Genomic DNA, 21565 nt, shown 5'->3' on the forward strand with positions numbered 1-21565 from the left:
GCAGCCGCGGGTGCAGTACAAACAGCCCTCGGAATACTGCTGTTGGTATCGGCAACTCACTATATTGAGCAAAGCTCGGTGGCGGCCTGGATCTTGGTGGCTTTTGGGGTATTTATTGTCACCGGCGGGTTGCGGCGTTTGGGCGGCGGCCTGTTTGCCACCTTGCGTTATTTTGTCGGTCGCAACCCGCCCACCTCACTGGCAAGAAACTTTGCCAGTTCTGAGGCGAGCAATGCCGGCCTTGAGCAGCAGTACGTCGCCTATACCGACAAGACTCTTGAAGAGATGTTAATGGGGCGCAAAAACGCCACGTTTGTCGAACCCATAGGTTTACTTGCGCGACTACTGCACAGCTTGTTTCCGCGCCTGCTGTATATGCCCTACCCAATTCGTAACGCGGCCCAACAAGTATTTGGCGCCTGGGTAAAAACCCTTACCGCCATTATTGCTTACGCGGTGGTAGCGTTTGTATCTCTGACTGGACTGGCCGGTGAATGGGGACCATTGTTGTTTCCGTTTTACTCGTTACTGCTAGCAGTGGCCCTTGGTTTTATTTGGCGCAGCGCCGGCAAAGGCATCGACCGCCGGCTGGGCCGCACCGTGCCTGCTTTAGGCGCTGGTGGTTTGGTTGGCGTTATTATTTGGGCGCTGATTATTCCCGCGGTTATAGCGCTGGCACTGCCATTGTTAGCTGCGGGCAACGAGGCCACCGTGCAAGAAGCTATAGATTCGCGCAACAGCCTATTACAAAGCTTACATATTTGGCTTTATATTGCCGGCACCTTAATAACCGCTACCGGTGTTTGTGTCGCGGTGGGTTACTTACTGGCCCGACGGTTGCGCTACACCCAACCACAAACTGAAGTATCAGAGCTGCGAGAAAATTGGCAAGAATCAGTTCACCCCAATGAGATTTTTATTAACCTAGATAACCTAGTCATGGCCAACCGCCGTTACAAAGAGGTGCCCAACCGAGTTTACCGCGAGCTGGACCCGACCCTTAACGAACAAATCGATGGCAAAGGTGATTTTAGCGGACAACTATTACAAGAAATTCAACCCAAAGTAGCCCCGATGGATTTGGGTAAAAGCTTTAACAGCTGGCGTTTTTACAGTGCTTTAGCCGGCCAAGTCATGTTTGTATTAGCAGCGATTTTTACTTTGTTTGCAGCCTATCAGGTCGTTGATTTATATACCTTAAGCAATAATTTAGACGCGCAACACAGCCAAGTTTTAAGCCAGTGGAGTATACCCGAGCCCTTAAAAAATCCCCTGCTATGGCTGCTGCATTTATTATTGCTAGGATTTTTATGCCGCGCCTTTGGCCGAATTCTAGCCAACACCTCCCGTCTCTTTTACGCCGAAATACAGTTTGAATCGCTGTTGGTGTACTTTAAATGCGAAGGCACTTTTACCGAATCAAAAATCTCTACCGGTACCGGCATCCACGACAGCACCCGCTCAGAAAACACACTGGTACGCAGCTCTATTACACCGTGGGTGATTGCCTCGCGCTTAGTCTCGACCACCTTTGCCGACACCGGTATGCGCAACTTAGAATATCCCAGGTATATTTTAGAGATGCACAAAGCCGAAGGTGATTTAAGCAGTATTCGTAACGATGTTATTGCCTTCTTAAAAGATCGCGAATCTATCGCCTCGATAACCAGCGAGCGGGATCTGGGTAATGCCAGCCAGATTCATCAGATAAACCAACAAACCCGAGCATTAACCCAGGCCGATGAACAACAATCACTCGAAAAAGATGCTGAGCTGGGCGGCTATTTAAGACGAGAAGATGAACTGTCTGACAACGACGACGATAAGTCCGTGTAAAACCTTAGCTAGCTTAACTCGCTAAGTAAAAAACGCCGGAGCCTAACCGCCCGGCGTTTTTTTAAAACCAGTTCTAAGGCGATATATATTGCTGTATCAACGGTATTAATTTATTTGCCAACAACTGATAACCGTACTCGTTGGGGTGCAGTAAATCGGGCATAATTTCTTTTGATAAATTACCGTCTTTGTCTAAAAACACGCTGTTGATATCAGCAAAAATAACTCGCTCGCCATCAGCTAGATTACGCAATCGCGCATTACTTAAAGCGTTGTTGCGCCGCAGGTAATCATCAGCACTCGCGCCGCGAGGAAATATCGCCAACATTAACACCCGACTACCGGGCAGCCGACTCTTTAGTTCGGTTAATATTTGCTCCACGCCGCGAGCAATAACAACGGGGTCATCTTGCCGGTGGCCGGTGTTGTTAGTGCCGATCATTAACACCACTAACTCGGGATTAATGCCATCCACCTCGCCGTGCTGCAAACGCCACAAGACATTTTCTGTGCGGTCGCCACTAAAGCCTAAATTTAAACTGGGCCACTCGGCAAACGCTTGGTCAAACACAAGCTTACCCGATTCCTCCCAGCCCTGAGTAATTGAATCGCCGATAAAAACTAACTGTGGGTCGCTCGAAATCACACTGTTAAGCTTTTGCTCATGCCTTGGTAGCCACCAGCTTTTGGCCCAGTGCTCATCCAGTGGTGCGGGCGTTACCGACACGGTTTGATAATCGGGACAATTAAATACAATATCGACCTGAGGCATGCGAGCCTCTATACGCATATCACTCAGGGTTAATTTTCCACTCCCTCCGGTGGCAAATCGCAACGGCGTACGCTCTGCAAACAATGTGTCGTTAGCGCGCAATACGCACGCCATTGGCAACGCCACCGTTTGTAGCCCCTGATTGAGCATTGGCAACACTTGATTAGTTAACGATAATCGACGTTCACAACCATCACCGCACAAACGTGCAAAATCAAAACCGGCGTTATTAAACTGCTCTAAATGTAAATTAAAAACATAGGCACCGCTGCGGTAACCTGACAAGTTTTTTGGCTCGGGAAATTCAATTTCAAACCCGGCCCACCAGCTATCGTGCCAACTTACTTCTATGCTGTCGGACAATCGGTTAATACTAATGGCACGCTCATTATCGCCCAGCGTTAATACGCCTGAGGCCATTAACTTGCGCTCATCGTGGGTAAAAAGTGTTAGTTTTGTAGTATCGCCAGAAAGCAATTGAACGGTACCGGATGGAGCGTTTTTACTCACTATGGAGCAGGCCGTTAAAGCCACAGCCAGCGCACCTAATATCAATTTTTTAAACATGTTACTACCTTTTATTATGATTAAATAAATCCTTAAAAAGTGCTAATACTATTTACGCATGTTTGCTTAAGACGACAACACCCAAGCGAATTTATAGCCAGAATTTAAGTGTTGTAGCGGAACTTATTAAATATTTTTCAGTGGCAAACAAGCGGGACCAATAGGTTCAAAAGATTTATAAGTAAGAATAAACTCCTGATGGCCAAGCGCCTCTGAAACACTACGCTGGCCGCCGGCTACCGCCAACACAGTGCGGTAAATTTCATCGCCCACGACATCAAGACTCGCCTCGCCGGTAAGAATTCGGCCAGCGTTAATGTCCATATCTTCAGCTAAACGCTGGTATGTTTCGGGATTGGCGCAGACTTTAATCACCGGTGATATCGCCGAGCCAACGACCGAACCACGACCGGTGGTAAACAAGGTTAAGTGACAACCACAGGCAATCATCTCAACGATTTCCGCGTTATCGACTATATTGGGAAACCCAAAACGCGGCTCACCATCGGGCACCACATCAAGTAAGTACAAGCCGCCGCGGGGCGGTATATCACCGGGTTTTATTAAACCGCTAATAATTGACGAACCCGACTTAGAGTAGGCACCCATGGATTTTTCTTCGAGAGTGGTCAGTCCGCCATCGGCATTACCTGGGGCAAAACTACCAAAGCCCATAATGCGATAATAGCGCTCGGCTTTGGCAACACACGCTTGAATCAAACTGCCCAGGGTTGGGTTAACCGCGCGCGCGGCCATAATCTCTTCACAGCCAACAAGCTCGCCGGTTTCTTCAAATATGCAGGCAACATCTTGCGCGACTAACTTGTCGAAACAACGCCCTACCGCTGGGTTGGCAGTGATGCCACTGGTGCCATCACTGCCGCCACAAATTGTCCCAACAACTAATTCATTCAATGCCATAGGCACCGACTGCTGACAGGCCAACTGGGCGCGCAACTGTACAACCAAAGCAATACCTCGATCGGTGGTTGTACGTGTGCCGCCACACTCTTGAATAACCAGTAACTCTACGGGTCGACCGCTGGCAGCAACCGCATCACGCAATGCGTCGCGATCCATACTTTCGCAGCCAAGCGATACCAATAACACCGCACCAACGTTAGGATGAGTACACACAGCGCGCATCATATCGCTGGCGTATTGATTGGGGTAACAGCCGGGAAAACCAATCAGATGTATATCCAAATCATCAAAATGGTTAACAATACGACGACTAACATGGTGCGCGCACTCGACCAAATAGGCCACCACCACCACATTGCGAATACCTTTGCGACCATCGTCACGCATATAACCTTGCAGAACTGGCCGAGATTCACTCACCGCTGTTGCTCCTATAAGGATTCTGTTGAATAACACTTTGACGCGTATGGCTGGCTAAATAATCACTTTGCAAATTGTGTAAATGGACTAGCCCTCCGGCTTTTACGGGATGAAATAACGAACCGATAGGTACACCGTAGCGCATTATTTTTGTGCCTACCGATAAATCAAACCGAGCCACTTTGTAACCTACTGGTATCGGCTCAACCATTTGGTAACACAAGCCTTCGACTTCAACCTTAGTGCCTGCACAAAGGTTTTGTACGCTGATCAAAACATTGTCTGCCGGATGCAATAACAGCAATTGCAGTGGGCCGGCTAAACTAGTCATAGCTTCTACCCATTCGCAAGCTCATGCCGGCACCGGCACACCCGGTGCCATTAACCCGCGCTCACGCAGGCTATGCCAAAACGCAGTAGGTATGGGGTGCTCGAACCAACGTTTAGCTTGCTCCACCTCAGCGGCACAAGCCAAACCCGCAACCACCGACACCACTTGCGGGTGAGCGGCAGGAAACTGTAGCGCAGCCGCACTTAAAGGCACATCAAATTCGGCACAAACGATCTCGAGCGCGCGCACCCGCCGGATAATATTATCGGCGGCCGGCTGATAGTCGTAATAATGTGGAGCTGAACCCATGACACCTCGTGCCAAGATGCCAGAGTTAAACGCCCCCCCCACCACCACCGACACACCAGCGGTGACACATTGCTCTAACAGCGGCGCCGCTGTTTGCTCTAATAAGGTGTAACGCCCAGCCAATAGCAGCACATCTATCTGCAGCTCATTCAGCGCCCGTTGACACACGGCCACCTCATTTACGCCAAGACCAATGGCACCAATCCGTCCGGCGGCTTTTAGCTCTTGTAGGGCACGGTAGCCACCTTGGGTAAACTGCTGCCAGTAAAAGGCATCTTCGGAACCGTGAGTGAGAACACCCAAGTCGTGGGCGTAAACAATATCGATTCGCTCGCGCCCCAAGCGCTGGCACGATTGAGCAAAAGAATCCATGACCGCTTCGTAGCGATAATCGAACACGGGTTTTAGATCGGGAGTATTGGCAAAACCTTGCCGTATCGGTGCGCGCTCAGCGCTATTAATTGGCACCAGTAAACGCCCGACCTTACTGGACACTACAAGCTCTGGACGAGTTTGTAGTGCTGCCGCTAAGCGGCTTTCACTTAAACCAAAACCGTAATGAGGTGCAGTATCAAAATAATTAAACCCGGCTGAGTGTGCTGCCGCTAGAGTCTCATCGGCTTGTTTGTCACTTACCGCGCGATACAAATTACCTAGGGGCGCAGCACCAAAACCCAATGCGGGCAACTGTATGTGGCCGCCAATAGGCTTTATCGGCGTCTTTGATCGACTTGCGTTCACAAACACCCCCACTTTTACAGTTGAAAACTCAATCATAAATAAAAGCGGATGAATGGGCAACACCCGGTGTAAATGCCACTGGCCTCAACTACAAAGGCCTGACCATGGCAGCGTTTGTGTCGCGATGATAACCGAAGTGAATTAGGTTTTGGTTGCGCAGTTAAAACCTTTATCGGTGCTTATTATTGGCCGGCAACGACTAGCGAGCAGGGCTTGGCCAACAAAGCTTAGACCCGCGGTACGCGGCTTGCCGTGACACAATCGACAACGCCTGGGTGTTAACTGTATTCCGACATTTGCTGTGAGATTTTCTTAGCCGTAGCCTGTAAATACTCTAGTGCCTGCTCTAAGCTGCAAACCTGTGGATTAGATTTAACGTAGGGTACGGTAATGGCCGCCAGCGCACCGCGTGCACCTAGTATTGGCGCCGACAAATCGGTAACACCATCGACAAAATCGCTGGCGTTGCTAACGTAGCCGCGCGCGACTGTCTCATCGGCTTGCTTAACAAATTCCGCAACACAAGTTGGATCTGCATCGTTTAAGTGCGCAAGCATTAAAGCGCGTGTCTCGGGCGATTGAAAGCCAAATAAAGAGCGCCCCGAGGTGGCCTGCAGCAATGGCCGACGATAGCCAACACGTACTGAAAAACCCAAATCACCGGGGTTTTCAATGCGACCGATCACCACCACTTGATCACCCGACACCACCGCCAAATGACAAGATTGACCAATTTGGCGGGCCAAATCGCTCATCTCTGGCAAGGCCACTTGCAACAATGTTTTGGTGGGTGCGCGAGCAATACCCAAAGTAAATAGTTTATTGCTTAGCGTGTAGCCATCGCGACCGTCTTCGGCGGCGACAATATAACCCCGATACTCTAATGCCAGCACCATCCGAAACAGCTCGCTCACCGAGCGGCCCAACTGAGTTGCCATTTGTGAGGTGGTTAACGGCTCGCCGCTAGCGGCCAATAATTCAAGAATATCTAAGCCTTTTTCTAGCGCCGGCGCTTTGTATTTACGATTATCCGTCTCGGCTGCTGTGCTTGGGGTTTTATCTGTCATTTTTGTGTGCTCAACTCGTCTTTTATCCTATAAATTAACCTAGCAAAAATACTGTTTAGGTTAATAGCAACAGACAAACATACCGCCACTGAGTTTTGTCTGCACAAGCCAAACATGTGCCACAGGTTTTATCTGCGAGCCACCTACTTGGACAATGACGTAATTCAGGACTGCTGATTGTATTGCTCAATATTCGTAGCGCTGTATTGCGCCTTGTTGTTAATACAAGCTCACCGTGGTCTAATCGGATTTGCGAGGCCCTAATATCGCCGAATTAGCCTGCAAATACCAGCGCGGCGGTTATTGTATCCGGTACCAGCGCTTGGCGTTACCTGCCAGTACAGCCTCCTCGACATCAGGGGCGGTAGCCCTTAGCCACTGACGACAAAACATCAACCAACTGGCGTAATCACTGTGCAAGTTCAATACCGGCCAATCGCTGCCCCACAGTAAACGCTGGCCACCAAACAATTGTAGCAAGGTGTCGGCATAGGGCTTAACCTCTGACACACATGCAGCGGGCTTAGCCTCGGTAATTAGACCCGAGAGCTTACAACTGACGTTTGGGTATTGCGCCAAGCGCGCCAGCGGCTCGGACCATTCATGCCATTGCCCACCAGCAATATTGGGTTTAGCGCCGTGATCAATAATAATATTTAACTCTGGGTAGCGCGCTGCCAGTGTCGCGATTGCCGCCAAATGACGTGAAGTAATCAGCGCGTCCAAGCTTAAGCCTTGCTCAATCATCGCCTCCAGCCCCGGCGCTTGAGCACTGGCGACGATCCAGTTAGCTGCAGCTTCGCTCTGTAGCATAGGCCGCAGACCTCGCAGCTTGTCGCGCTTAGCCAGCTGCGCAATAGACTGCGATGCTGTGGGCGCGGCTAAATTAGCCCAACCTACAACGGCGCCAATATTTTTATTGCCATCGGCCAACTGTAATAAGTAATCAGTATCGGCCTCACTGGGTTGCGATTGCACCAACACCGAGCCGGTCACCCCCAAAGGTGCGCTCACAGCGGTAAAATCAGCACTATTATAGTCGCGGTAAATAGCCGTTAAGTTAGCATTGGGCCAATGACATTCGGCCCGCGTTATTTGCCACAAATGCTGATGAGCATCGATAATATCCACAGCGTTTAAATCCTTTGGCCGGGCCCATAATGCCGTTCACTGGCACGGGCGAACAACGCCACCGCAACAAAAGACACCAACGGCACTGCCACTGCGGTATGAATACTACTAATATCAGATATCAGCCCCATTAACGCGGTTAATACCGCGCCACCAATGATGGCCATCACCAACAGCGACGAGCCAGCCTTCAGTTCGGGTCCTAAATTTTTAATCGCCAAAGCAAAAATCGTAGGAAACATCAGTGACATAAAAAAGCTAGTAGCAGCCAAAGCGATCAACCCAACCTGATTAACGCTAAACATAGCCGTCGTGCACAAGACTATATTTAGCAGTGCATAAATCAACATTAACCGCGCCGGTTTGACATAGCCCATCAACCAAGTGGAAGCAAATCGTCCGACCATAAAGGCCATCAATGAAAAGCTCAGATACGTGGCTAGATTTTTTTCACCGGTATCGGGCATCGCCTCTTGACCATAGCGAATCATAAAGCTCCAGACACACACTTGCGCGCCAACGTAAAAAAACTGTGTCACCACGGCCGCGCGATAGTAGGGCCGCTTTAATAACGCACTAAAATCGCGCTTGCGTATAGTGTGCTCGGGCGCATCGTGTTTTTTTGCCAACACTGGAAACTTTACCCACGCAACCCATAACGCCCAGACAATCACCACCGCAGCAATCGCCAAATAAGGCCCTTGTACTGCTTGTACCTCGGCACTATAAAACGCCGCTTGCTGCTCTTCTGACAGTGCAGCAAGCTCACCGGGGCCGTGCTCAACACCGGATAAAATAAACTCGCGGCCAATTAACACCCCCGCAATAGTGCCAAGAGAGTTAAACGATTGCGCAAAGTTAAGTCGGCGCTCAGCGGTATTAGGGTCACCCATAGCGACAATTAACGGGTTGGCCGACGTTTCTAAAAACGCTAAACCGCTGGCAATCACAAACAGCGCCGCTAAAAAAAATTCATACTTATTCGCTTGTACTGCGGGGTAAAACAGTAGTGCCCCGGCCCCGTACAACAGCAAACCGACAATCACCGCAGGTTTGTAACCAAACCGTTTCATCGCCAACGCAGCAGGTATAGCAAACACAAAATAGCCAAAATAAAACGCCGACTGCACCAAGCCCGATTGCAAATCGCTTAGCGCAAACGCTTTTTTAAATTGCGTAATTAAAATATCGTTTAAGTTGTTTGCCACGCCCCACATAAAAAATAAGCTGACAATCAGAAATAGCGGCAGCCATAGAGCTAAACCCGTTAAGCGGTTTGCTTGGTTTTTGTTATAAGGCATGGCCTCTCCTGGGAATCTCACACAAGCGAGCGCTTACGCCGTCGTGCTGGCAATTATTATGCTGCCTTATATAGCACGGCAAGATTTTCATGTAAAAGATAATTTATATTTAAAAATATAACGCTGGATAATATCAAGTTATGCTGGGCGATTACGCCGGCGATACTCAGGCAGGTTACTTAGCCGGTAGTTAGGTTTTTTACCCAGACTCCCCGCCCCGTTCGCCAGCGGATAGGCAGCCATTTTAAAGCGTCCTCTACATAGGTCAGCGCGTAGAGCACGACAAACGAATAATCCGTCCAAAGCACTGCCGCCACATAGATAGGGACACCAAACACCCACATCACAATCACATCAACGACTAGGCAGTAATGAGTATCGCCACCGGCGCGCAAGATACCCAAAATACGCAACATATTAAGAATCTTGACCCAAACCCCAACACAAAACACCGCAATGGTTTGCTCTAACAGTAATGTGGTTTGAGCATCAACATGGCCAAACGCCGCCAGCACCCAAGGCTTAGCAAGCCACAAACCACCGGCTAGGGTAAACACCAACACCAAGGTTAAGCGATTAAAAAACCGGTACAGCTGCCAAGCGCCGGGCTTATCACCCCGCCCCAAGGTTTGCCCCACCAACACCGATGCGGCATTTGCTAGCCCGACAAACAGAGCAAAAAAGCTGCTCTCGATGGGAACCATAACCCCCATCACCGCCAGCGCATCGGTGCCGGCAAAACCCGCAGCAACATGGTAAGTCGCGTTGCCCACGGCCCACACCACATGGTTAATCAGCAGAGGTAAAGCGAACCACAAAAAGCGTTTAAGTGACGTCCACTGCAGCGCTTGAACAAAATCGGCCACGCGCAGAGCAAAGTCGTGTTTTACCGCGTACAACCAAGCAAGTGTGATAGCCAGTTGCATTAACCGTGAGATCAAGGTTCCCCAAGCAGCACCGGCAACCCCCATAGCCGGAAACCCAAAATGACCAAAAATCAGCACATAGTTAAGCCCAATATTAAGCGCTACCGCCAGCGCCCCCATAATCAAGGGCACCGTTGTATTGCCTAACGCGCGCAAGGCCGCTTCATAAATGGCAATTAATTGAGTAAGCAACAATACTGGGGCGGTAATTAACAAAAAGGTAACCGCCAATTGCACTACCGCCACATCGGGGTTAATCAACGGCAGCCAAACGTCGCCTAACGTAAACATCAGGGTAAACGGCAACATAAATACCGTGCCCACCACCAACGCCATCGCCAACGTGCGCTGCGCTTGGGTGCGATCACCTGCGCCGCAGTACTGCGCCACCAAAATAGCGCAGGCGGTAGCGACCCCCATCATGGTAACCAGCATTAAAAAGTGCAGCTTGGCGGCCAGGCCCACCGCTGCCACTGCCTCGGCGCCCAACCCGCCCACCATAAGAACGTCTGCCATACCCAAAAAAGACTGCAGTAGCATTTGCAGCGCCACCGGCAATGCCAGCAGCAATACGCGACGCCATACAGAAGTAACCACTGGTGTGGGAGCTGCTCTCATAAAAAAACCAGATAAAATAAGATAAGCGGTAAACTATAGTACAGTGTGCCCCTTGGGACACACTACCAGTACAACTCGCTGGGTAAAGATTTGTTCCTGCAAAATAACGGCGGCGGTTTAACCGGCCGACCACGCTATATGACTCACTCGGCCCAATCACCACCCCGCTATTACTGAGGTTTTACCATGGTTGCCATACACCATAAACGCTGGCTGTGTTTAGCCACTAAGATTTTATTGGCTATTTTGGTCACGCTGTATGTGCTGTACCTGCTACTGGGGTACTTTTACCTGCCGGGTAAACTTCAATCGGTGGCCGAGACCACAGGCAGCCAGGCTCTTGGGCGTAATGTCAGTGCTAAGGCCTTCTCGTATAATCCGTTTACCTTAGAGCTGACGAGCACCGACTTTGCGATTGCCGACGAGCCCGGACAACCGCTACTGCAATGGCAACAGCTGCGAGTTAATGTCGGCTTTTGGGCCACCTTATGGCACCGTCATCTGGTCATCCAAGAGATCGAGCTCAAGCAACCCCAAACTTATATTCATCAAACTGCACAAGGCTTTAATTTTGACCCGATTATTACCCGCTTAAGCCAACCCAGCGAGCCCACCCCGCAACCCACCACAGAGGCTCCAGCGAGCTTTGCCTTTAGCGTGCTAATGATATCTATTGAGCAAGGCGACGCACTTTACCGCGACAGCAGTGGCACTGTCGCGGCCGAGGTTCATGTCGATGATTTATCTATCGCTTTAAAAGACATGTACATCGCCACCGGCGACGATTTGCTCAACCCTTTTAGTCTTAACGCTGCCCTTAGCAACGGCGGACAACTATCCCTTAGCGGCAATTACCGCCTGCAACCGCTATTATTTGATATTAATTTGCAGGCCGAGCGTGTCAATTTACAAGAGTTTGCCGACTTTTTACGCAACCACATTAACGCCGATCTAACCCGTGGCACACTGGCGGCCAAGGCCAAAATTCGCATCGCGAGCCAGCCTAACAACACCGGAACTGCCATCAGCCTACAGCAAGGCTCTCTTGAGTTAACCGATCTGGCTTTGGACGATGCGATTCAACAACCACCCATGCTACGCGCCAAGCTTATTGCCGTGCGCAATATCGAGCTAGATATAGTAGCGCGCCGGCTACAAATTGGCGCATTAGAGTATCGCGGTATTGTCTTAAACCAGTGGCAAACCCAAGACGGTGAGTTTCGTTACGAATCTTTGTTGGCCAAAACCGGCAGTCAGAGCAACCAACCGCCAGCCTCTAGCAGCAATCAAGCTGACGATCCGTGGGCGCTGCTAATCGATCAATTTATACTCGCCGATAGCACCGTAAACTTTAGCGACCAGCAGGTAACACCGCCGGTAGATTGGCAAATGAGCCAATTAACCCTGCAAGCGGGCCCGTTACATTTAACCGAGCCCCAGCCCGCCGCGCTAACAGCCAGCGCCGTGATTAACCAAGAGACCACCTTAACCATTAACGGCGAGCTTACCCCGGCACCGCTCGAGTTAGATCTAGCCATTAAACATACACCGCTCGAGTTAAGCGTTTTTAATCCATACATGGCGCAAGGGCTAAACGCCGCAATAACACAGGGCAGTATTGCCAATAACAGCAGCCTTAAATTAACTCTGCAGCCCGAGCTGAACATTGCCATACAAGCGAACTCCGAGGTGCAATCACTACAGCTTATTAACAGCCGCGATCAAAGCCAACTGCTGGCGCTAGATAAACTAACGGTTGATAAAATCCGCTTTAACATACCCGGCTTTAACACTCAGATCGACACGATAAAAGTCATTAAACCCGCAGTTAATTTAACTCGCGACAGCACCGCCAATTGGGATCTGGCAACGCACAAACCCGCCAACTTGGCACCGGCCGATATTGCCGCACCCAGCACCAACGAGCCAAGCCATGACACTCAAACCGAGCTACAAACAGCGGCACCCGTCATTGCATTACAGCAGCTTTCTATCGAGCAAGGCGAACTCACCTTTACCGATCGCCTACAAAGCCCACATTTTGTCGCATCGATCAATGACTTAACCGTTGCCGTTAATGACTTTAGCACCGAGTCGAGCAATCCTGCGGATATCACCGTTAATGCATTGTTTAATCAGCATGCGCCTTTTGAGCTAAACGGCCAGTTTGCCGCTAACCCCAACTCTTTAGCCATAAAAGGAAATTTAAATCGCTTAGAGCTGACACCTATGTCGAGCTACAGTGGCACCTACATAGGTTACAAAATTAATAACGGAACACTTAACTACGATTTTGATTACCGTATTGATGGCAGCAAACTCGATGGGAAAAACCATATACTGGCAAAATCATTTAACTTAGGCGACACCGTAAACAGTGAGCAAGCCATTAACGCCCCGATAAAACTAGGGCTGGCCCTGCTGCGCGACTTAAAAGGCAATATCGATTTAGACCTTGATATAAATGGCGACATGCAGGCCCCTAGCTTTAACATTACCGAACTGATCAGCAAAACTTTTGGCAATATTCTAGTCAAAGCGGCCGCCTCGCCTTTTACCCTGCTCGGCTCATTGGTTAACAGCGATGATGACTTAGGCTCAATCAGCTTTGCGCCGGGTTCAGCCGTGCTCGATACTCGCGCTAAAGCCAAATTGCAACAATTGGTTGAGGCTCTCAATAAAAAAACCGCTATCAATTTAGTGGTACGCGGCAACGCCGATCCACAAACCGATCGCACGGCGTTACAACTGCAACAGTTATTAACACAGCTTAAACATAAAGATATCGCCATTGATATATCAACCTTAGCGACGACTCACCTCGATTTAACTACCCAGCTGGCCGATGCGGATTTTATTACCACACTTGAAAAGCACTACCAGCAGCACACCGGCGAGAAAGTTTCCGATCAAATAACCGCGCTAATGCAAATCCAAGCGCTGGATAAATCACAAGCGCGGCAGCAAGTTGCCCAACAAAATATAACCGCGTTGGCCGCCAAGCTCGAACTGACAACGTCACAGCTAGAACAGTTGGCCAATATCAGGGCTAAAGCCATTGGCGATTATTTATTCGCCCAAGGCTTAACCCGCAATCGTGTAACTCAAACCTCTGCTTACGCTTCCGCTTTAACGGGCATCACTGTCGCTCTAACGGTCACCCCTAAATAGTACGCACCAAACTTACTGCCATAAAAAAACCAGCCACTGGCTGGTTTTTTTATGGCAGTAAGGGATAAATACGGTTTTAAGGTTTAGCCGCTTGCGCGACGTAAATTAATTGATCGGTTGCAAAACCCAGAGCTTTAGCTTGGCGCTCAAACTGTTGAATAATATCGTTAGGCACCGTAGCTTGGCGAGCTAACAACCATAAGTAGTCGGTATCGGGACCAGCAACAAACGCGTATTGATACTCATCACCCAGCTCAAAAATAATATAAGAGCCATAAAACGGCCCAAAGAAAGACACCTTTAAAAAACCAATATCGGGCTCTGCCACAAACTTAGCCTTACCTTCGGCTTCACTCCATTGGCCTTTATCCGTATCAAAACCTCGATTAATCACTTTAACGCTGCCGTCTTGGTTCAGGCTGTATTCGGCAGTCACCTGGGTTAACCCCCGCTCAAAGCTATGGTCTAAACGGGCAATCTCATGCCAAGTGCCTAAATAACGTTTAAGCTCAAACGATTCTACCGGCTTTACGCCATCGGGCTGCCCCACGCACGACACTAGAAACAACGTCATTACACTTAACATAACGCTCGTAAATCGCATTTTTTATCCTCTTAATCAACGGCCAAAAATTGATTACGCCAGAGTGATAAAGATAGATCACAATCTCAAAAAAATGGCGCATAAGTACAAAAACTTAGCGCTTCAACGGTAAAGTTTCTTATTCCAAAAAATATTTTATAAATATTTGATCCACGACATAACTGATCGCGTAATCAAATTTGACATTCTTTCAAATAATTCAACATGGAAACGTCACTATGAATAAATTTACGCGTTACTTAATCCTAGCCGTTATCTCTCTTGGGTTGACTGCATGCGGCAGCGATGACGACGATAAAACCCCGACAGAGCAGTCCGCATCAATTGTTGATGTTGCGCAAAGCAACGGTAACTTTACAACATTACTAACCGCCTTAAAGGCAACTGGGCTGGACGCCACACTCGACAACCAAAACCAAACTTACACCGTATTTGCGCCTACCGATGCCGCTTTTGCTTTGTTAGGTGAGGAAACTATTAATAATCTGTTAGCCGACACCGATACCTTGTCGGATATTCTTTTATACCACGTGGTTACTGATACGGCCTTAGACTCGTCAGCCGCCATCAATGCCGCCGGCACGACTTTAACCATGGCCAACGGTATGGCTACCGGCGTATCACTGCAAAACAATATCTTGCGACTCAATCTTGCTAAAGTAACCAGCACTGATATCACCGCAAGCAACGGGGTGATTCATGTGCTTGATGCGGTTCTTATACCTCCAAGCCAAGCCGACAACCCCAGCATGGATATCGTCGCCACGGCAGTTGCAAACGGCAATTTCACAACCTTAGTGACGGCGCTACAAGCAGCTGGGCTGGATACAACCTTAGCCGATGAAAATGCTACTTTTACCGTGTTTGCCCCCACTGATGCAGCCTTTGCTATGTTAGGCCAGGACAACATTAACGCTTTATTAAACGATACTGACGCACTCAGTGCCGTTTTATTACAACATGTTATTGCTGACGCCGAGGTTAATTCGCTACAAGCGTTTGCAGCTAACGGCAGCTCTTTAACAACCGCAGCAGGCACCGATATATCGGCACACATCGTGGATAACCACCTAACAATCGGTGGCGCCACGGTAAGCATGTTTGATATTTACACCAGTAATGGTGTTATTCATGTCATCGATAGCGTAATAGTGGGCGACTTAACGCTACCTGCACCACCGATGTCGCTCGTAGACGTAGCGCGTAACGCAGGCAACTTTACAACATTACTCGCGGCATTAGAGGCCACTGGATTGGATGTGACGTTGGCCGATGCTGACACCGACTACACCGTGTTTGCCCCCACCGATGAAGCCTTTGCTAAGCTTGGGCAAGAAGCCATCGACAACCTGTTAACCGATACCGCTGCGCTTAGCGATATCCTGCTGTATCACGTAGCCGCCGGTGACCAAATCCTTGCCGACGCCGCTCTCAGTAAAGCGCAATCGGATACGCCAAGACTCGCCATGGCCAATGGTGACTTTACCGGTTTATCTTCTGCAGAAGGGGCCCTTTACGTGAATACCGCCACCGTTATTGCAGCTAATGTGATGGCCGATAACGGTGTTATTCACGCACTAGACCAAGTGCTTTTGCCTCCCACCGACGAGACCACTGCCACTAAAAATATCGTTGCAACAGCGGTTGATGCAGGCAGCTTTACGATCTTGGTAAGTGCCCTACAAGCAGCCGGGCTAGACAGCGTTTTAGCCAACGAAGCAGAAACCTTTACCGTTTTTGCCCCAACTGATGCGGCTTTTGACAAAATCGACTCGACCACACTCAATGCATTAATTGCCGATACCCCAGCACTAACCCAAGTGTTATTACAGCATGTCATTCAGGGCGCAGCAGTTAACTCCATCAGTGCGTTTACTTTAAATGGTACTCAAGTCGACACCGCCTCGGGTGAGGACGTAAGCATTGCTATTGTTGCAGGACAATTACAGATTCAAGGCTCGGGTATAACAACCTACGATATTTACACCAGTAACGGCATCATTCACGTCATTGATACCGTCATTACCGAGACACTAGAATAACCTGCGGCAGATCCGGCCGGCCCCTGCACGGGGCCGGCCGGCTAACGGTTACTTAGATTGTGTAAAAGTCGTGATATAAAGCTGTTCTACTTTTTCTCGGGCCCACAAGGTTTTACGCAAAAACTTTAACGATGACTTAATCGATGGATCACTCTTAAAGCAATTGATATTGATTCTGTCGGCCAAACCGCTCCAACTATAATGATCGACCAATTGAGTTAATACCGATTCAAGGGTTAAACCATGTAAGGGGTTGTTTGGCTGTTCTGTGCTCATAAATATTGCTCTTATCATACAGGCCCGAGTATCTCATGATAAACGAGCGCAAGCCGTAAATTACAGCGCCTGTTACGCCGTCATATGCGCCGTATAAGCAGCCGTAAAGGCCATCTCTTGAAAGCCTTTTAACCCAGTTTCAGAAAACGGCACAGGCAATGGGTTTTCTGATAAGGCTTGCTTAATCGCCGCCGGAGAAAAAGTCTTCACATCAATAGCGTTAATCAGCTGTATGGCGGCTTCTAATTTAAAGCTTACCGCACCGCCGGCAAATTTCCCTTTGGTCATTCGCCCTCTGATAGCGACAGTATCGATCTGATAATCGATCATCAACTTGGCAAAAGTTGCCTGGAACTTCTGTAAATCGTCGCGCGTATGCTCTTTCGGCAAAGTGAGTTTACGCACGCGGCAATCGGGCAGGTTAAATTGCTGGCTCTCAAGATTAAGCAGACACACCACTGCATCGTTACCGGTTAGCTCAACACCACAAATCTTCATGTTTATATCGTCCCAAATAATTTAAGCGGCCAATCCACAGGCGCGGACCAGCCAGTATCTTTATAACTGTTACAAACTCTAGGGCCTTTAAAGTTGCAACGCCAGAATAAAGGGCATTTTAATGCGTAAAGCGGGTAAATACTCGTAGTTATTAACCCTTGTGACGTATTGCGTAGCAAACAGCGGCTAGCGTAAGCACCACCCAACGCAACAATACCCTGCTATTACACGTTAAAAGCGGTTGCCAGTAGGCGGCAAGCGTGCATAATGCACGCACTTGTTGCGCGGCCCCCCTTGAGTTAACGTCGTGCTTAGAGCGCCCTCTACGTCAGGGCCGCAAGCGTTTAGACACGCTAACAGTTAAATGCAACAGACTACCCATCCCACCGCAGCACTAAAAGGTGCAGGAGCAACCATGGCTACTGGCAAAAAATTTGATTTTCGAGTTATCGAACAAGAAGGCACTTGGCGCGCAGAACTAACCCGTCGCGCCAGCGCCCGTAAAACAGTGATTTCTAAGGCACAAGACGGTTTTGCCACCGAGGCGCAAGCCACAACATGGGCCGAAGCCGAGCTAAAAGACTTATTAGCTACGGTGCATGCCCGGCTACAAGCCAAAAAAGAGCGCTAAAGCTAATGAAGCGCCGGTAAACAACGATTTATAAAGGCGCTTATATCGCCTATTTGCTGGGGGCATACCTCATGCCCCATGGGGTAACGGTGCGAATCACACTGATACCCATGCTGTTGTAAAACAGTCTCGGCACGTGCTGCCAGCTCCGGCACGACCACCGTGTCATTAGTACCATGCTGAATTGAAATAGGCATAGCTTTATTAACCGCTGCAAAAGCACACGTATCGTGGCTGGCAAAATAGGTCGACAGCGCCATCAAACCCGCTAAGGGTCTTGCACTGTTAAGCGCCACATCAAATGCAACCGCCCCACCTTGAGAAAATCCTGCTATTAAGATTCTTTCGCTGGCAATACCCGCTGCAACTTGTTGCTCAATTAAATCAGCAATCGCACGGCTGGCTTGGGCCAAATGTTCAGTGTTAAATTTCCGCTCAACATCCAAACTTAATAAGTCGTACCAAGCCGGCATTTGATACCCGCCATTAACGGTCACTGCCAACATAGGCGCTTGCGGAAATACAAAGCGAATACGCGCACCACTGGTTAACTTTAGCTCTGGCAACAAATTGGCAAAATCATTACAGCTAGCGCCTAAGCCGTGCAACCAAATGACACAAGCATCACTTGATCCTGCAGCTGGGTTCTCGAGTGTTAAACATTCTAATGAGGTAAACGGGTTGCTCGGCATAACGATCTCTTTTACCAATAAAATTTAAAGCGAGGATTTAAAATAATGGGTTTTAAGCTGGGAGTTAAAAAGTAAACTAATTTGCCGCAGCGGGCACAGATGTAAATACAGCGACTCGATTACCCCCGGCATGCTTGGCCCGATACATTGCGTGATCGGCACTTTGAATCAACTGCTCGTCATTTTCACCGTGCTCTGGATAATGCGCAATGCCAATACTGGGAGCAAGTTGCAATTGTAGGTTGTTCACCTCAAACGGCCGGCCCAGCTCAACACGAATATTCTCGGCAATGCGTTCTACATCGCTACGCTCTGCAATACCGTTAAGTAAAACAAGAAACTCATCGCCACCCAAACGGCCTACCGTATCCGACGCGCGCACACAGTCACTAAGACGCTGAGCGATTTTTTGCAGTAGAGTGTCACCCACTGAGTGACCATGGCTATCATTTACCGGCTTAAAGCCGTCTATATCAATAAACAGCAAAGATAATTGTGTTTGCACATGTCGCGCTTCGGTTAATACTGTTAACAACCGATCTTGGATTAACACTCGATTAGGCAAATTAGTTAATTGGTCGTGCTTTGCCATATGAGTAAGCTTGTCCTCCATCTGCTTGCGCTCTGTAATATCGTGAGCCACCGCTATTCTAGCTTGATGCTTCTCTGACCATCGCGCCGTCCACAAGACATGGACAACCCGGCCATCTTTACGAACCCAACGGTTTTCAAAATGAGAGCAATCTTCACCGGCCTGTAACGCATCTACAGTTTTAAGTGTTACAGGGCGATCCTCTGCAAACACCAAATCAAGCATAGGCGTGCCAACAACCTCACTTGGCGCATAGCCGAATATCCGCTCAAATGCCGCACTTACAAAGACAAAATTGCCAGCGCCATCCACAACGCATACCGCGTTTAACATTTGGTCCATCACATCGGCTAAGTCGATGACCACATCGGTTTTCATACAATTAGAGCCTTTGCGTATAGTAACAGCGTTCACAACTGCCATTACTCGAGTTCTATTTTCCCAATATACGCTATTTATCGGCTGCGTTCTTCCCCTTTACGGTTGCTACCCAAACCCGCTACAGCGAGTCGGCATACCTCAGAATACGCTTCTAGCGTGACGATTATTTTAACTCGGCAGATAATCACGGCCAAAGCTCTACTTCATCTTTGGCAAGTAGCCGATAGTCACCTAGGTTAAGCTCCCCCAGTTCAATACTGCCAACAGACACCCGGTGAAGCTCCATTACCTGGTTTTGAAAGAAACCAAACATGCGTTTCACTTGGTGATACTTCCCCTCCACTAACGAAAGTGTAGCGGTATATTCAGAGAGTATTGTTAACCTAGCAGGCTGTGTTGTCATACCCTCATAGGCAAAGTAGATTCCCTTTTCAAAGGCATCGATATACTGCTCGCTTAATGGTTTTGATAGCGTGACTTGGTAGGTTTTCTCAAGCTTTGTCTCGGGTAAGCTTACTTTGCGCGACCAAGCACCATTGTTGGTCAATAAGACCAAACCGGTCGTATTGAAATCTAAACGTCCAACAATGTGCAGTTCTGTTTTTTTAGGGTGATCGATAAGATCTAATACCGTGGGGTGTTTTAAATCTTTGGTCGCACTGACAACCCCTGGGGGCTTATTCAACATAATGTAGACAGGGGTATTATCTCTTAAGCAGCGTCCATCTAAGACAACATGCGTAAACTCCGTTACCTTTTGCTGAACGGATTGCGCCTCTTTGCCATCTAACAGTATCCGTTTTTGCGCAATTAAAAGACGAACCTCTGAAAGTAAATAATCACTATTTTTACTAATAAAGCGGTCTAACCGACTGACTTTAGATTTCATGAGGCCATCACAATAATGCTAGTTAAAAACAACTTCATTCTGGGCCTCTATATCTGCTACAAAGCTACGCTTTCTTTTTTCTGTAATACTTTTCCATTCCGTCCAAAAAATTACGTAACACCTGATCTAAACATTCGCGATAATTTTTATGGTCAGGACGCCGAAATAAAGCGCTTAGCTCATGCTTACTTAAAGTGAACTCGTTCAGCTTAAGTATCTCAATAAGATCATCCGCCTGTAAATTTAGTGCAATCTTTAACTTTCTAAACACCATATTATTACTCAAGCGAGTCTCTGGCTCAGGAACCTCATCACTTTTAGGCCCTCTATTTTTTATAATTAAGCCATTAAGAAACCGGGCAAGTTTTTCATCTTCACATAACACAAAATCTGCCTCACCCTCGCGCGCCAACCAAGTAATCAAATCTGCTTTGCTTACCCCTTTACCACCCAACTTAAAGATATCAAGCATGGTTTGATCGCTAAAATCAAAAACATAGCGTACTCGGCGTAAAATATCGTTGTTATTGATAATTAACTCTCCTCAGTAGTGATACTTTTACTGGCATAAACTGCTTTAGCCGTAATTTCCACATAAATAGTCATAATATTTTTTTCAACCAGCTCATCGATATTTTTTATTAACGATGTCGCTCGCACTTCGACCGCCGACTCTTCAGACTGGCCAAGATTACAAACAAAATCCCAATAAGTTGCACCCGCAGGCAAAGGCTTTTTACGCTCTTTTTTCAAAAACTTTCTAATATCGTGCTTTACCGAATCTACCACCCGTGGGAGTTTAATTTTGGGATGATCGAGCTTAAAGGTCTTTTTCATTAGAATCCT

Annotated in this window: 20 protein-coding genes; 4 read left to right on the plus strand and 16 right to left on the minus strand. The window is 48.4% G+C overall.

All coding sequences use genetic code 11. The annotated features are described in order from the left end of the window. Positions 1-1836, plus strand: a 1836-nt coding sequence (locus GILYN3_RS10575) for a hypothetical protein (protein WP_232305569.1), incomplete at its 5' end; no start/stop codon positions are given. Between the two features lie 73 nt (positions 1837-1909). Here the strand turns inward: GILYN3_RS10575 and GILYN3_RS10580 are convergent. The 8 genes from GILYN3_RS10580 to GILYN3_RS10615 form a co-directional block, all read right to left on the minus strand. Then, positions 1910-3175 (minus strand): GDSL-type esterase/lipase family protein, encoded by a 1266-nt coding sequence (locus GILYN3_RS10580; protein WP_084005362.1) that lies wholly within the window; start codon positions 3173-3175, stop codon positions 1910-1912. Positions 3176-3301: 126 nt separating this feature from the next. Next, complete coding sequence (locus GILYN3_RS10585; protein WP_232305570.1) at positions 3302-4519, minus strand: UxaA family hydrolase; 1218 nt, start codon at positions 4517-4519, stop codon at positions 3302-3304. Beyond that, entirely contained in the window at positions 4512-4850 is a 339-nt protein-coding gene (locus GILYN3_RS10590; protein WP_049722951.1) for a UxaA family hydrolase, read from the minus strand. Before GILYN3_RS10590 ends, GILYN3_RS10585 begins: the two co-directional genes overlap by 8 nt. 21 nt (positions 4851-4871) lie before the next feature. Beyond that, positions 4872-5900, minus strand: coding sequence for an aldo/keto reductase (locus GILYN3_RS10595; protein WP_232305571.1), 1029 nt, complete (start codon positions 5898-5900; stop codon positions 4872-4874). A 278-nt stretch (positions 5901-6178) separates the two neighbouring features. Then, the gene (locus GILYN3_RS10600) at positions 6179-6967 is read right to left on the minus strand and encodes an IclR family transcriptional regulator (RefSeq protein ID WP_049722952.1); all 789 of its coding nucleotides are present in this window, start codon (positions 6965-6967) and stop codon (positions 6179-6181) included. Between the two features lie 300 nt (positions 6968-7267). Further along, the gene (locus GILYN3_RS10605; RefSeq protein ID WP_049722953.1) at positions 7268-8098 is read right to left on the minus strand and encodes an amidohydrolase family protein; all 831 of its coding nucleotides are present in this window, start codon (positions 8096-8098) and stop codon (positions 7268-7270) included. A gap of 5 nt (positions 8099-8103) precedes the next feature. Beyond that, the gene (gene fucP, locus GILYN3_RS10610) at positions 8104-9399 is read right to left on the minus strand and encodes an L-fucose:H+ symporter permease (RefSeq protein ID WP_049722954.1); all 1296 of its coding nucleotides are present in this window, start codon (positions 9397-9399) and stop codon (positions 8104-8106) included. Positions 9400-9578: 179 nt separating this feature from the next. Then, a complete protein-coding gene (locus GILYN3_RS10615; protein WP_049722955.1) occupies positions 9579-10943 on the minus strand; it encodes an MATE family efflux transporter in 1365 nt (454 codons plus the stop codon). A 186-nt stretch (positions 10944-11129) separates the two neighbouring features. Here GILYN3_RS10615 and GILYN3_RS10620 point away from each other — a divergent pair, with 186 nt between their 5' ends. Beyond that, positions 11130-14114 carry a DUF748 domain-containing protein gene (locus GILYN3_RS10620; protein WP_049722956.1) on the plus strand — a complete coding sequence of 995 codons (2985 nt, stop codon included), beginning with the start codon at positions 11130-11132 and terminating at the stop codon, positions 14112-14114. A 76-nt stretch (positions 14115-14190) separates the two neighbouring features. On the opposite strand, the gene GILYN3_RS10625 is transcribed toward GILYN3_RS10620, so the two are convergent. Continuing rightward, on the minus strand, positions 14191-14718 hold the full coding sequence (locus GILYN3_RS10625; protein WP_049722957.1) for a lipocalin family protein: 528 nt from the start codon (positions 14716-14718) through the stop codon (positions 14191-14193). Positions 14719-14936: 218 nt separating this feature from the next. Between GILYN3_RS10625 and GILYN3_RS17005 the strand changes: the two genes are divergently transcribed. Further along, positions 14937-16760, plus strand: a complete 1824-nt coding sequence (locus GILYN3_RS17005) for a fasciclin domain-containing protein (RefSeq protein ID WP_049722958.1) — start codon at positions 14937-14939, stop codon at positions 16758-16760. Positions 16761-16808: 48 nt separating this feature from the next. Here GILYN3_RS17005 and GILYN3_RS10635 read toward each other — a convergent pair whose 3' ends face one another. Both GILYN3_RS10635 and GILYN3_RS10640 read right to left on the minus strand, forming a co-directional pair. Continuing rightward, positions 16809-17036: a VF530 family protein gene (locus GILYN3_RS10635; protein WP_049722959.1), complete on the minus strand. Its 228-nt coding sequence runs from the start codon at positions 17034-17036 to the stop codon at positions 16809-16811. A gap of 72 nt (positions 17037-17108) precedes the next feature. Next, positions 17109-17534, minus strand: a complete 426-nt coding sequence (locus GILYN3_RS10640) for a DUF3010 family protein (protein ID WP_049722960.1) — start codon at positions 17532-17534, stop codon at positions 17109-17111. 415 nt (positions 17535-17949) lie between these two features. Between GILYN3_RS10640 and GILYN3_RS10645 the strand changes: the two genes are divergently transcribed. Next, positions 17950-18165: a DUF3622 domain-containing protein gene (locus GILYN3_RS10645; protein ID WP_049722961.1), complete on the plus strand. Its 216-nt coding sequence runs from the start codon at positions 17950-17952 to the stop codon at positions 18163-18165. Positions 18166-18167: 2 nt separating this feature from the next. On the opposite strand, the gene GILYN3_RS10650 is transcribed toward GILYN3_RS10645, so the two are convergent. The 5 genes from GILYN3_RS10650 to GILYN3_RS10670 all read right to left on the minus strand — a co-directional run bounded on the left by GILYN3_RS10650 (position 18168) and on the right by GILYN3_RS10670 (position 21556). After that, positions 18168-18857, minus strand: coding sequence for an alpha/beta hydrolase (locus GILYN3_RS10650; RefSeq protein WP_049722962.1), 690 nt, complete (start codon positions 18855-18857; stop codon positions 18168-18170). Positions 18858-18933: 76 nt separating this feature from the next. After that, the gene (locus GILYN3_RS10655) at positions 18934-19827 is read right to left on the minus strand and encodes a diguanylate cyclase domain-containing protein (protein WP_049722963.1); all 894 of its coding nucleotides are present in this window, start codon (positions 19825-19827) and stop codon (positions 18934-18936) included. A 187-nt stretch (positions 19828-20014) separates the two neighbouring features. Then, positions 20015-20719 (minus strand): pseudouridine synthase, encoded by a 705-nt coding sequence (locus GILYN3_RS10660; RefSeq protein ID WP_049722964.1) that lies wholly within the window; start codon positions 20717-20719, stop codon positions 20015-20017. A gap of 64 nt (positions 20720-20783) precedes the next feature. After that, positions 20784-21254 carry a YehS family protein gene (locus GILYN3_RS10665; RefSeq protein WP_332307875.1) on the minus strand — a complete coding sequence of 157 codons (471 nt, stop codon included), beginning with the start codon at positions 21252-21254 and terminating at the stop codon, positions 20784-20786. Then, positions 21254-21556, minus strand: a complete 303-nt coding sequence (locus GILYN3_RS10670; protein ID WP_049722966.1) for a DUF6172 family protein — start codon at positions 21554-21556, stop codon at positions 21254-21256. Before GILYN3_RS10670 ends, GILYN3_RS10665 begins: the two co-directional genes overlap by 1 nt. Positions 21557-21565 lie beyond the last annotated feature (9 nt).

Source organism: Gilvimarinus polysaccharolyticus (genome assembly GCF_001187555.1).
GTDB classification, from domain to species: domain Bacteria; phylum Pseudomonadota; class Gammaproteobacteria; order Pseudomonadales; family Cellvibrionaceae; genus Gilvimarinus; species Gilvimarinus polysaccharolyticus.

Bases quoted from the DNA above. Each gene is read 5' to 3' on its own strand.
- GILYN3_RS10580 (WP_084005362.1), bottom strand. From the start codon at position 3,175: ATGTTTAAAAAATTGATATTAGGTGCGCTGGCTGTGGCTTTAACGGCC.
- GILYN3_RS10590 (WP_049722951.1), bottom strand. From the start codon at position 4,850: ATGACTAGTTTAGCCGGCCCACTGCAATTGCTGTTATTGCATCCGGCA.
- GILYN3_RS10600 (WP_049722952.1), bottom strand. From the start codon at position 6,967: ATGACAGATAAAACCCCAAGCACAGCAGCCGAGACGGATAATCGTAAA.
- fucP (WP_049722954.1), bottom strand. From the start codon at position 9,399: ATGCCTTATAACAAAAACCAAGCAAACCGCTTAACGGGTTTAGCTCTA.
- GILYN3_RS10615 (WP_049722955.1), bottom strand. From the start codon at position 10,943: ATGAGAGCAGCTCCCACACCAGTGGTTACTTCTGTATGGCGTCGCGTA.
- GILYN3_RS10620 (WP_049722956.1), top strand. From the start codon at position 11,130: ATGGTTGCCATACACCATAAACGCTGGCTGTGTTTAGCCACTAAGATT.
- GILYN3_RS10625 (WP_049722957.1), bottom strand. From the start codon at position 14,718: ATGCGATTTACGAGCGTTATGTTAAGTGTAATGACGTTGTTTCTAGTG.
- GILYN3_RS17005 (WP_049722958.1), top strand. From the start codon at position 14,937: ATGAATAAATTTACGCGTTACTTAATCCTAGCCGTTATCTCTCTTGGG.
- GILYN3_RS10635 (WP_049722959.1), bottom strand. From the start codon at position 17,036: ATGAGCACAGAACAGCCAAACAACCCCTTACATGGTTTAACCCTTGAA.
- GILYN3_RS10640 (WP_049722960.1), bottom strand. From the start codon at position 17,534: ATGAAGATTTGTGGTGTTGAGCTAACCGGTAACGATGCAGTGGTGTGT.
- GILYN3_RS10645 (WP_049722961.1), top strand. From the start codon at position 17,950: ATGGCTACTGGCAAAAAATTTGATTTTCGAGTTATCGAACAAGAAGGC.
- GILYN3_RS10650 (WP_049722962.1), bottom strand. From the start codon at position 18,857: ATGCCGAGCAACCCGTTTACCTCATTAGAATGTTTAACACTCGAGAAC.
- GILYN3_RS10655 (WP_049722963.1), bottom strand. From the start codon at position 19,827: ATGAAAACCGATGTGGTCATCGACTTAGCCGATGTGATGGACCAAATG.
- GILYN3_RS10660 (WP_049722964.1), bottom strand. From the start codon at position 20,719: ATGAAATCTAAAGTCAGTCGGTTAGACCGCTTTATTAGTAAAAATAGT.
- GILYN3_RS10670 (WP_049722966.1), bottom strand. From the start codon at position 21,556: ATGAAAAAGACCTTTAAGCTCGATCATCCCAAAATTAAACTCCCACGG.